At 51.0% G+C, this 11,391-nt stretch carries 9 protein-coding genes, 1 tRNA gene and 1 rRNA gene; 3 read left to right on the top strand and 8 right to left on the bottom strand.

Annotated features, from left to right (window positions below; all coding sequences use genetic code 11):
- The first annotated feature begins 80 nt into the window (after positions 1-80).
- Both DW56_RS08460 and rrf read left to right on the top strand, forming a co-directional pair.
- A tRNA-Thr gene (locus tag DW56_RS08460) sits at positions 81-156 on the top strand.
- A 38-nt stretch (positions 157-194) separates the two neighbouring features.
- A 5S ribosomal RNA gene (gene rrf, locus DW56_RS08455) occupies positions 195-310 on the top strand.
- Positions 311-491: 181 nt separating this feature from the next.
- On the opposite strand, the gene DW56_RS08450 is transcribed toward rrf, so the two are convergent.
- The 7 genes from DW56_RS08450 to DW56_RS08420 form a co-directional block, all read right to left on the bottom strand.
- Positions 492-1,250: an amino acid ABC transporter ATP-binding protein gene (locus DW56_RS08450; RefSeq protein WP_024554529.1), complete on the bottom strand. Its 759-nt coding sequence runs from the start codon at positions 1,248-1,250 to the stop codon at positions 492-494.
- A gap of 8 nt (positions 1,251-1,258) precedes the next feature.
- Positions 1,259-2,362, bottom strand: a complete 1,104-nt coding sequence (locus tag DW56_RS08445; RefSeq protein ID WP_035889751.1) for an amino acid ABC transporter permease — start codon at positions 2,360-2,362, stop codon at positions 1,259-1,261.
- 7 nt (positions 2,363-2,369) lie between these two features.
- Positions 2,370-3,551 (bottom strand): amino acid ABC transporter permease, encoded by a 1,182-nt coding sequence (locus tag DW56_RS08440; RefSeq protein WP_024554527.1) that lies wholly within the window; start codon positions 3,549-3,551, stop codon positions 2,370-2,372.
- A 66-nt stretch (positions 3,552-3,617) separates the two neighbouring features.
- Complete coding sequence (locus DW56_RS08435; protein WP_024554526.1) at positions 3,618-4,643, bottom strand: amino acid ABC transporter substrate-binding protein; 1,026 nt, start codon at positions 4,641-4,643, stop codon at positions 3,618-3,620.
- Positions 4,644-5,113: 470 nt separating this feature from the next.
- Positions 5,114-5,335 (bottom strand): putative periplasmic lipoprotein, encoded by a 222-nt coding sequence (locus tag DW56_RS08430; protein WP_024554525.1) that lies wholly within the window; start codon positions 5,333-5,335, stop codon positions 5,114-5,116.
- A 368-nt stretch (positions 5,336-5,703) separates the two neighbouring features.
- Positions 5,704-8,817, bottom strand: a complete 3,114-nt coding sequence (locus DW56_RS08425) for an efflux RND transporter permease subunit (RefSeq protein WP_024554524.1) — start codon at positions 8,815-8,817, stop codon at positions 5,704-5,706.
- Positions 8,818-8,826: 9 nt separating this feature from the next.
- Positions 8,827-9,978, bottom strand: a complete 1,152-nt coding sequence (locus DW56_RS08420) for an efflux RND transporter periplasmic adaptor subunit (RefSeq protein ID WP_024554523.1) — start codon at positions 9,976-9,978, stop codon at positions 8,827-8,829.
- A 393-nt stretch (positions 9,979-10,371) separates the two neighbouring features.
- Between DW56_RS08420 and envR the strand changes: the two genes are divergently transcribed.
- Entirely contained in the window at positions 10,372-11,079 is a 708-nt protein-coding gene (envR, locus tag DW56_RS08415; RefSeq protein ID WP_024554522.1) for an acrEF/envCD operon transcriptional regulator, read from the top strand.
- Here the strand turns inward: envR and DW56_RS08410 are convergent.
- On the bottom strand, positions 11,033-11,391 hold a 359-nt coding region (locus DW56_RS08410), incomplete at its 5' end, for an EAL domain-containing protein (protein ID WP_035889748.1). The two genes, envR and DW56_RS08410, sit on opposite strands and share 47 nt — an antisense overlap.

The following is an 11,391-nucleotide window of genomic DNA, read 5'->3' as shown; positions in this document are numbered from 1 at the left end:
AGTGAAACGCCGTAGCGCCGATGGTAGTGTGGGGCCTCCCCATGCGAGAGTAGGGAACTGCCAGGCATCAAATTTAGTGTGCTGATATGGCTCAGTTGGTAGAGCGCACCCTTGGTAAGGGTGAGGTCCCCAGTTCGACTCTGGGTATCAGCACCACTTATTAGGTTAAAGTTCGGCGCTTAGAAAAGAATTTGCCTGGCGGCCGTAGCGCGGTGGTCCCACCTGACCCCATGCCGAACTCAGAAGTGAAACGCCGTAGCGCCGATGGTAGTGTGGGGTCTCCCCATGCGAGAGTAGGGAACTGCCAGGCACCAAATAAAGCAAAACCCGGTCATCAGACCGGGTTTTTTGCTTTTTATCGACAGTCTGCTTTTATTTCTTTAGATAAAGCCGCTGGCGGGCTGAAATAAAAGAAGGCTGTCAGAAGCCACTGTACAATAAATAAAAAGGCCATCCCTGCGGATGGCCTTTTTATTTATTAAACTTATCACTCAATGAATGACTTGCGACAGGAATGCCCGCGTACGTTCGGATTTGGGATGAGCGAAAAACTCCTCCGGCGGCGCCTGTTCGACTATTTCGCCGCGGTCCATAAAGATAACCCGATCGGCTACAGTGCGTGCGAATCCCATTTCATGGGTTACGCAAAGCATGGTCATGCCTGATTCAGCCAGGGCGATCATGGTATCCAGCACCTCTTTCACCATCTCAGGGTCGAGAGCTGAGGTTGGCTCATCAAAAAGCATAATTTTAGGCTTCATGCACAAAGAGCGCGCAATTGCGACACGCTGCTGCTGCCCGCCTGAAATTTGTCCCGGGAATTTATGTGCATGTTCCGCTATACGCACACGTTCCAGGTAATGCATGGCTAGCGCTTCAGCTTCTTTCTTCGGCAATTTACGTACCCAGATGGGAGCAAGCGTACAATTCTGCAAAACTGTCAGGTGAGGGAACAGGTTAAAGTGCTGAAAAACCATGCCCACTTCTGTACGTACCCTTTCAATATTACGTAAGTCGTCGTTCAGCTCAATCCCGTCTACTACGATCCGGCCTTGCTGATGTTCTTCCAGGTGGTTGATGCAGCGAATAGTCGTCGACTTACCAGAGCCGGATGGCCCGCATAAAACGATACGCTCGCCTTGCTTTACCTTAAGGTTAATGTCTTTCAGTACGTGAAACTGTCCATACCATTTATTCACATTCTCGAGCGTAATCATCGCCTCGGTAGCTGGCATTGTTGAAGGGTTCATAGATTTCCTTAGTGCGGCGTACGCCCGGTGTTAAAGCGCTTTTCCAGATGCTGGCTGTAGCGCGACATGCTGAAACAAAAAATCCAGTAAACCAGCGCGGCAAAGACATAGCCTTCAGTCGACATGCCAAGCCAGGCCGGATCCACAGTCGCCTGTTGAACGCTGCTGAAAAGATCAAACAGACCGATAATGATGACGAGGCTTGTATCTTTGAAGAGCGCGATGATCGTGTTCACAAGGCCCGGGATCACCATTTTTAACGCCTGGGGAAGGATAACTAACCCCTGCGTTTTCCAGTAACCCAGCGCCAGAGACTCTGCCGCTTCGTACTGGCCTTTCGGCAATGCCTGCAAACCGCCGCGCACAACTTCCGCTACATAAGCAGACTGGAAGAGAATCACCCCCACCAGAGCGCGAACAAGTTTGTCGATGGTGGTGCCTTCCGCCATAAATAGCGGCAGCATAACGGAAGACATAAAAAGCACGGTGATTAATGGCACCCCGCGCCAAAACTCGATAAAGATAACAGACAGGATCCGTACAACCGGCATGCGTGAGCGGCGGCCCAGCGCGAGAAGAATGCCGAGCGGCAGCGCGCCGGCAATGCCAACGGAGGCGATAATAAGCGTCAGCGTAAGCCCGCCCCATTGACGCGTTTCCACGCGCTCGAGACCGAAGAACCCACCATACAGCAAACCCCAGACCACCAGCGGATAGATCACCGCCCAGCAGGCGATATAACGGCCGCGAGAAGGAAGCCCTTTCCAGAACATTAACGCGACCGAAAGCAAGCCGATAATCAGCGCCAGATTAATGCGCCAGCGCTGATCGTGGGGATACAGCCCATACATAAATTGTCCAAAACGGGCATGAATAAAGACCCAACAAGCTCCCTCTTTGGTGCAATCCGCACGCGTTTCGCCTGCCCAGTTAGCCTGAAATAATGTCCAGTTCAATAGCGGTGGGATAAGTTCCCACATCAGCCAGAGACAAAAAATCGTCAGTAAGCTGTTGCTCCAGCTCGAAAAGAGATTTTTGCGCATCCAGCTTATTACGCGGCCCGGACCCGCTGATGTTGTCGGCGTAACCGGCGACAATAAAATTTTCGACATAGGATCCTCAGCGCTCTATCAGGGCAATACGCCGGTTATAGATATTCATCAATAACGAAATAGTCAGGCTAATGATCAAGTACACCGACATGGTAATCGCAATGGTTTCTATCGCCTGGCCAGTCTGGTTAAGCACCGTACCAGCGAACAGCGAGACCATATCGGGATAGCCAATAGCCGCCGCCAGCGACGAGTTCTTTACAATATTGAGATACTGGCTGGTCAATGGGGGAATAATGACCCGCAACGCCTGAGGGATAATGACCTGACGCAGCGTGACCGGATGAGGCAAACCAAGCGAACGCGCCGCTTCATGCTGGCCGTGCGGAACAGACTGAATGCCGGCGCGGATGATTTCTGCAATAAATGCTGAGGTATAGACCGAAAGCGCGAGCGTCAGAGCGGCAAGCTCAGGGATTAACACCAGCCCGCCGCGGAAGTTAAACCCGCGCAGTTCCGGCACCTCCCAATGCAGAGCTGGGCCATAAGCAAGGTGGGCCACTATCGGCAATCCCACGATGAGCGCCAGCGCCAAAGGCCAGGTTCGACGCAGCTGACCAGTTTTCATCTGGTGTTTAGTATTAAAACGATAAACGCCGAAGATCACCGCAGCCGCTATTACCAGCGCCACAATAAATGCCGCTAAGCCTTGCCCCATTTCCGGGGAGGGCAGGTAAAGCCCGCGATTGCTGAGAAACATCAGATCAAACGCATTAACCGCCTGACGAGGCCCAGGCAGGTTACGTAACACAGCGAAATACCAGAAGAAGATTTGCAGTAACGGCGGGATATTACGAAACGTCTCAATATAAATTGTTGAGAGTTTTCGCAGCAGCCAGTTTTCTGAAAGCCGCGCCAGCCCAAGAAAAAAACCCAGAAACGAAGCAAAGACGATACAGAGCGCGGAAACCAGCAGCGTATTCAGCAAGCCAACCAGAAAAACGCGGCCATAAGTATCGCCTTCCTGATAATCAATAAGATGCTGAACGATACCGAAGCCTGCTCCCCGGTCAAGAAAAGAGAAGCCCGAGGTAATTCCCCGGTTACTCAGGTTTGTAACTGTGTTATGCACCAGGTAAGCAACAATAGCGAGAACGACGGCGACGGCAAGGATCTGGAATAGCCAGGCGCGAACCGCAGGGTTAGTAAAAGAGAAATCACCTTTCACGGTTGGGCGGCGATGGGACATAGATAAACCTCAGTGACCATAACTCCGGACTGGACGCCGCAGGGCGGCGTCCGTAACACGATACGCTTAGCGCACTGGCGGAGCGTACTGGATGCCGCCTTTATTCCAGAGGTTGTTCTGGCCGCGTTTGATTTTCAGCGGGCTCTCGGCGCCAACGTTGCGTTCAAACACCTCCGCATAGTTGCCGACCTGCTTCACAATGTTATAAGCCCACTTGTTATCGAGTTTCAGGTCTTTGCCGTAATCACCTTCTTTGCCTAACAGATGCGCCATATCCGGCGTAGCAGGGTTAGCTGCTTTCGCATCAACGTTCTTTGAATCCACGCCCATCTCTTCAGCATTCAACATAGCGAAGAGTGTCCAGCGCACCACCGAGAACCACTCGTCATCGCCACGGCGTACCACCGGGCCAAGCGGCTCTTTAGAGATAACTTCAGGCAGCACGATCCACTCAGCCGGGTTGCTCAGCTTGATGCGCAGCGCATAAAGCTGTGACTGGTCAGACGCGAGAGTATCGCAACGGCCTGATTCCAGCGCCTTGGCGGATTCATCCGAACGGTCGAACGTTACCGGCGTGTATTTCATGTTGTTGGCTTTAAAGTAATCCGCCACGTTCAGTTCAGTATCTGTACCGGCCTGGATACAAACGGTTGCGCCATCAAGCTCTTTAGCGCTTTTCAGGCCTGCTTTGTTATGTGTAAGAAAACCGATGCCGTCATAATAGGTGACGCCGGTAAACGCCATTCCCATGCCTGCATCGCGAGAGGAAGTCCAGGTGGTATTACGGGAAAGCATGTCCACTTCGCCAGACTGAAGGGCAGTAAAGCGTTCTTTAGCGGTCAGCGGCGTGTATTTCACTTTAGAGGCATCGCCAAACATGGCGGCAGCTACGCCACGACAGACATCAACATCAATGCCGGTAAATTTGCCGCTGGCATCGGCATAGGAAAAACCCGGCAACCCGTCGCTAATGCCGCACTGAACAAAGCCTTTCTTTTTTACGGCGTCGAATGTCGCACCGGCATAAGCATGATTGGCAACAGCAAACAGCGCGCCCGCTGCGGCCAGAGTGGCTATCACTTTTTTCATTATGCATCCTGTGTAGTGAAAATTATCGTTATAAATATCAGGTCATCCGGGAGGCGCCTGTTTCCTGTCTGTGGCATCAGCCATTATGGGTAAAGCAAATGGAATGCCAGGTTTGCATTCTTTACGGAGAAGAGAAGGAGGAATGCAATAAGCGAAGTGTAGCCATGAAAAAACAAATACAGCGCCCTGAAATGGTGCGAAACTGAAACCTGCGCCACATTTTGGCGCAAAAAAGTTTCACAAGTTTTTTAAAAGGTAACTGCTGTGAATATTGGCTGGGTAAGCATTTAAAGAGATGTGAGGAAACTCACGAGGCGAGAGTAAATAAAACGAAGCAGGTTTCTGAAAGGCGGTTTGTTTCAGCCGATTTTTTTCTGTTTGTTCCTTTTTGTTGCCACCTGTTTACTTGTAGCGATACTTTTGCACCTTAATAAAGCAAAAAGCGCGGCCTGGCCGCGCTTTACTTAAACATACTACTTACTGAGAGCGATGATGCCCATCGTGAGCCCGGCCACCGCAACAGCGCCGCCAGCAATGGCGCCCGCTGTTTCCCAGTTATCCTGAGTAGTGCCTTTCATACAGGTATTGGTATGCACCAGACGGCCTTGATCGTCATAAACCGGTACGCAGGGCGAGTCATGAGCACAGCCAGCCAGCAGTGTAGAAAGCAGTGCGATAGCAATAACATTTTTCATAATATACCTCGGCTTAATGCTCCTTCAGTTATCCAGTAACTTGAATTTTTACTTCAGGATTAACTGAACTGGATAAGACTATTTTACCCTCTGGCGGCTGCGCCTGGCATCGACGAATAATGACAATTCATGTGTATTGTAAAAATTATGGAGATAAACCGCCGTAAAAAATAAATAATGAAGAGATTGTGAAGAGAGTAATCAGTGGGAAGAAAGCAATAGTCTAACTATCTGAAAAATAGCTTAACTATTTATAAGCTATTCGCGTAAAAAAGAAAATACCCGGTCGTGACGGATTAATACCCTGACTCAGGGATAACGGTTGTTTATCTTAAAATAAGGCGGCATATGCCGCCTTCGTCAAAAGGTTAATGCTGGTTTTTAACAAACCGCCTGCGTATGACTACAAAAAATACGGGTACAAAGAAAATAGCAAGCAGGGTAGCGGACAGCATGCCGCCCATTACGCCGGTTCCAACTGCGTTCTGCGCCCCGCTCCCGGCGCCATGGTTAAGCACCAGCGGCAATACGCCAAGTATAAAGGCCAGTGAGGTCATAAGAATTGGACGCAGCCGCAGCCGCACCGCCTCAAGTGTTGCTTCAATAAGCCCTTTGCTCTCTTTTTCCATCAAGTCCTTAGCGAATTCGACAATCAGAATGGCGTTTTTCGCTGAGAGACCAATTGTGGTTAACAAACCCACCTGGAAATAAACGTCATTGTTCAGCCCGCGCAGCGTAGCGGCCAGTAAAGCGCCAATAACGCCGAGCGGCACGACCAGCATGACTGAGAAAGGAATGGACCAGCTTTCATACAGCGCAGCAAGGCACAGAAAGACGACGATTAAAGAAATGGCATAAAGCGCAGGCGCCTGGTTTCCGGAAAGACGCTCCTGATAAGAGAGCCCCGTCCAGTCGTAACCAATGCCGCTCGGTAATTTAGCCGCCAGTGATTCCATTAATTTCATCGCCTCGCCCGTACTCTTACCCGGCGCTGCTTCACCCAGGATCTCCATTGACGGGATGCCGTTATAACGCTCAAGCCGCGGCGAACCTGTTATCCAGTGAGAATACGAGAAGGCAGAAAAGGGCACCATTTTGCCATTACTACCCCGGACATACAGGTTGCTGATATCACCTGGCAGCATCCGGAAATGCGCATCGGCCTGAACATAGACTTTTTTCACCCGTCCACGGTCGATAAAGTCGTTCACATAGGTGCCGCCCAGCGCCGTCGAAATCGTCTGGTTTATGTCAGAGACCGATACACCCAGCGCCTGCGCTTTGTCCTGATCCACTTCGAGCTTAAACTGAGGCGTATCCTCCAGTCCGTTAGGACGCACTCGTACTAACAGATCGGGTCTTTCTCTCACCATGCCAAGCAGCTGATTACGCGCCTGCGTTAGCGCGTTATGACCCAGGTTCGCCTGGTCTGTTAGCTCAAAGTCAAAGCCCGTAGCGGTACCAAGCTCCAGTATCGCTGGCAGGTTAAAGGGAAAAACCATACCGTCCTGGATGCGCGAAAAAGCATGCATCGCGCGGCCTACGATAGCTTCCACATTGTTTTCACTGCCCGGTCTTTCTTCCCACGGCTTCAGGCTGACAAACGCGATGCCCGCATTTTGTCCCTGCCCGCTAAAGCTAAAGCCGCTGACGGTAAACACAGATTCAACGTTCGCTTTTTCTTCCGTCAGATAGTAATGCTGCACCTGATCAAGAACGTGTTGGGTTCGCGCCTGGGTTGCGCCGGCAGGTAGCTGCACCATCGTCATAAATACGCCCTGATCTTCCTCGGGCAAAAAGGAGCTGGGCAGGCGTAAGAACAGCACAGCCATGCCGCCGACAATCAGCAGATAGAGCAGCAGATAGCGTCCGGTATTGGTAAGGATGCCGCTAACGCTCTGCGTGTAATGTTGTGTGCTGCTATCAAACTTTTTGTTAAACCAGACAAAGAACCGCGGCTGCTTAGCAAAATGGTCAGGGGAATGCGGCTTCAGCATGGTGGCGCAGAGCGCGGGAGTCAGGATTAACGCAACCAATACGGAAAGCGCCATTGCCGCCACGATAGTGACGGAAAATTGACGATAAATCGCCCCTGTCGAGCCGCCAAAAAAGGCCATGGGAATGAACACCGCGGAGAGCACCATGGCAATCCCTACCAGCGCGCCCTGGATCTGCTGCATCGAAACCTGCGTCGCTTCTTTTGGCGGCAAATGTTCTTCCGCCATAACGCGCTCAACGTTCTCCACCACGACAATGGCGTCGTCCACCAACAGACCTATCGCCAGAACCATGCCAAACATCGTCAGGGTGTTGATGGAATAGCCGAAGGCCGCCAGCACAGCGAACGTACCGAGCAAGACAACCGGCACGGCAATGGTTGGAATCAACGTGGCGCGTATGTTTTGCAGGAAAAGATACATCACGAGGAACACCAGAACGATGGCCTCGAAAAGGGTTTTAACTACCTCATGAATCGAAATCTTTACGAAAGGCGTAGTGTCATAGGGATAAACCACTTTCATGCCCTGCGGGAAGAAATTTTGCATCTGGGCAAGTCTGGTTTTAATCGCTTCGGCGGTATCAAGCGCGTTAGCGCCGGTGGCGAGCTTGATACCAAGACCGGTGGCCGCCTGGCCGTTGATTTTGGTAACCATGTTGTAGTTTTCACCGCCGAGCTCTATACGGGCTACATCTTTTAGCCTCACTACAGAGCCGTCCTGATTAACCTTCAAGGTGATGCGGGCAAACTCCTGGGGGTCTTTCAAACGTGTCTGGGCAATGATAGACGCATTCAGTTGTTGGCCCGGCACGGCTGGCGTGCCGCCAAGCTGGCCTGCGGCTATCTGATCGTTCTGCGCCTTAAGCTGGTTGATGATGTCCAGCGGCGTAAGCTGATATTTGTTGAGCAGATTGGCATCAAGCCAGATTCGCATCGCATACTGCGCGCCAAAAAGCTGCACATCTCCCACGCCGCTGGTGCGGCTGATAGCGTCCTTAACGTTAGATGCTACGTAATCGGAAATGTCTTCCTGCGTCAGCGCTGGATTACTGGTTATAAAACCTGCCACCAGCAGAAAGCTGCTGCTCGCTTTCTCCACGCTGATCCCCTGCTGCTGCACCTCCTGCGGCAGTAATGGCATGGCCAGCTGCAACTTGTTTTGCACCTGAACCTGAGCGATGTCTGGATCGGTACCGGAGGTAAACGTCAAAGTGACAGTAACGTTGCCTGCCGAGTCGCTTGTGGAGGACATATACATCAGGTTATCGATCCCATTCATATTCTGTTCGATAACCTGCGTCACGGTATCCTGCACCGTCTGTGCGTCTGCGCCAGGATAAACGGCGTTTACTGCAATGGCTGGCGGAGCGATGGTGGGATACTGAGCGACCGGCAGCTGGAGGATCGCAAGCCCGCCCGCCATCATTAAGATAATAGCCAGCACCCAGGCGAAAATAGGCCGTTGAATAAAGAAGTTAGCCATGACGTTACCTTAACTCGCTGGTTTTGCTGCGCTGTCAGGAGTCACGTTTACCGTAACGCCTTCCCTTGCGCTTTGCAGCCCACTGACAATGACCCGCTCGCCCGGTTTCAACCCGGCAGTGACGAGCCATTTGTCACCCACAGCCTGGCTGGTGGTTACCGTACGCACCTCTACTTTGTTGTGCTGATTGACGATCATGACGGTTGCCTCGCCACGGGGCGTGCGCGTTAACGCTTGTTGCGGCACCAGAATGGCGTCTGGCTGAACGCCTTCATCAATGCGGGCGCGTACAAACATACCGGGCAACAAAATATGTTGCGGGTTAGGGAAAACGGCGCGCAGCGTAATGGAACCCGTGCTTTCATCAACCGTTACATCAGAAAATTGCAACGTTCCTTTAAGCGGGTAGGGCTGGCCATTTTCCATGACCAGTTCAACTGAGCTCTGTCCATGTTGTTCAAGCTTGCCGTGAGAAAGGGCGTTTCTGAGCTGCTGAAAATCCGTACTCGACTGCGTCACGTCAACATACATAGGGTCGAGCTGTTGCACCGTCGCCAGGGCTGCCGCCTGGCCATTCGTTACCAGCGCGCCTTCTGTGACGTTGGATTTACCAATGCGGCCGCTTACGGGCGACGTCACGCGCGTATAGGCAAGGTTGATTTCTGCCGTTTTAACCGCCGCCAGCGCAGCCTTTACGCTGGCTTCTGCCTGATTAGCATTAGCCAGCGCCTGGTCATACTCTTGCTTGCTGATGTATTGCGTGCCGGCGAGAGGGGCGTAACGTTTGACGGTTAAACGAGCGATAGCCGCAGCGGCCTGCGCTTTCGCCAGCTCGCCTTTAGCGCTCTGCCAGGCGGCCTGATACGTTGCCGGGTCGATTTGATAAAGCGATTCCCCGGCAGTGATGTCGCTCCCCTCGGTGAAATTCCGTTTGAGGATAATGCCGCTTACCTGAGGACGGACCTCTGCAACGCGAAAAGCGGACGTCCTGCCTGGCAGTTCAGTGGTGATCTTTAGCGGGGCGCTTTTAATGGTGTGCACCGTAACGTGCGGAACCGCAGTTGAATTATGGGCGCCGTTGTTTTCGTCGCAGCCCGCCAGCAAGGTGGCAATAATGATAAGAGAAAAAGGCCAATGTAGAAGCCAGGCTTGTTTCGTCATTGCTGTTCCTTTAAAAGAAAGAACACGATATCCACCGTGATGCAGAAAGCAGGAATACGCGTGAACATGAAAATAACAGGGCGTTATCCTACAAATAATAGAGGCGCGATGTAAGCAAGCTGTATTTAACTAAGGGTACTGAAAGCACGCAAACATAAAAAATAAGAGAATGCCAGGTGTGTTTATACATGCGGAGTTATGTTTATGGAGATAATATGTTGCCTGCTTTGTTTGTTATTTATGGTATGAATGTATTTTTCATTATGATTGATTTTTTGTATTTATTTCTGCGTTAACGCTATTTGTTTCTGATTAATTTAAATAATGAGTAATGATGGCGGATAATAAATATGTATTACTTAACCATGATTATTTTTAACCTGTAAACAAAACATGGCCAGAAAAACAAAAATCGATGCTTTAAAAACGCGTCAGCAGCTTCTTGATGCCGCTATCACAGAGTTTGCTTCCCGTGGTTTTAGCCGTACCACGCTGACGGATATCGCCCGGGCGGCAGGCGTTACACGTGGGGCGGTCTACTGGCACTTTCAAAGCAAAGAAGCGCTCTTTAATGAGATCTGGAAAGAGCAGGTACCCGTTCGGCAACTGATTACGCCGCTGCTTTCCTGCGAAACACAGCATAATCCGCTACAGTTGCTACGTGAAACGTTAACGCTTGCCTTGCAGTATATTTCCTGCAATCCGCGCTGGCGCGCATTGATGCAAATCCTGTATCAAAAGTGCGAGTTCAGCAGTGAGATGATTTCAGAAGAGGAGATCCGCAGTCAGATTGGTTTTAATAAAGAGCGTATGGCTGCGCTCATTCGACAATGCATTGCTACCGGACAAGTGGCAGAAAGCACAGACGTTGAGCTCATGATCATTCTCTTTTTCGGCTGCCTGAGCGGTATTGTTAAAAACTGGCTATTGAAGCCTGGCTCAATAAACCTTTATGGTCAGGCTTCAGCGATTGTCGATAATATGTTAATGATATTGCCGCGAAATAATCAGGACAAACTCTCTGCAATCAACCCGGCAGGCAATAACGTTCCGATTACTTTTCATAAACCTGCTGCTCCGTTTCACTTTGATGAGCAATAGCATCGCCCAGGCGAGTAATAGTATCTGGCGCAAGAGGTTTCCCCAGCAGATAGCCCTGAAGCGTATTACAACCAAGACGGGTTAAAAATTGTTGCTGCTCTACGGTTTCCACGCCTTCGGCTACCACTTTTAAATTCAGCGTTTTTGCCAGCGCGACGATAGCCGAAACAATAGTGGCGTCCTCACCGTCGGCGCTCAGCTCATTAACAAAAGCGCGGTCTATTTTCAGTTCGCTGGCTGGGTGATGCTGCCAACTTACTGATTTAGTGTATGATGGTGTTTTTGAGGTGCTCCGGTGGCTTCTGTTTCTAT

Source organism: Franconibacter helveticus LMG 23732 (assembly GCF_000463115.2).
In the GTDB taxonomy this organism is placed as follows: domain Bacteria; phylum Pseudomonadota; class Gammaproteobacteria; order Enterobacterales; family Enterobacteriaceae; genus Franconibacter; species Franconibacter helveticus.
Note: the sequence above shows the minus strand (reverse complement) of the source record. Positions and strands in the feature narration are given on the sequence as shown.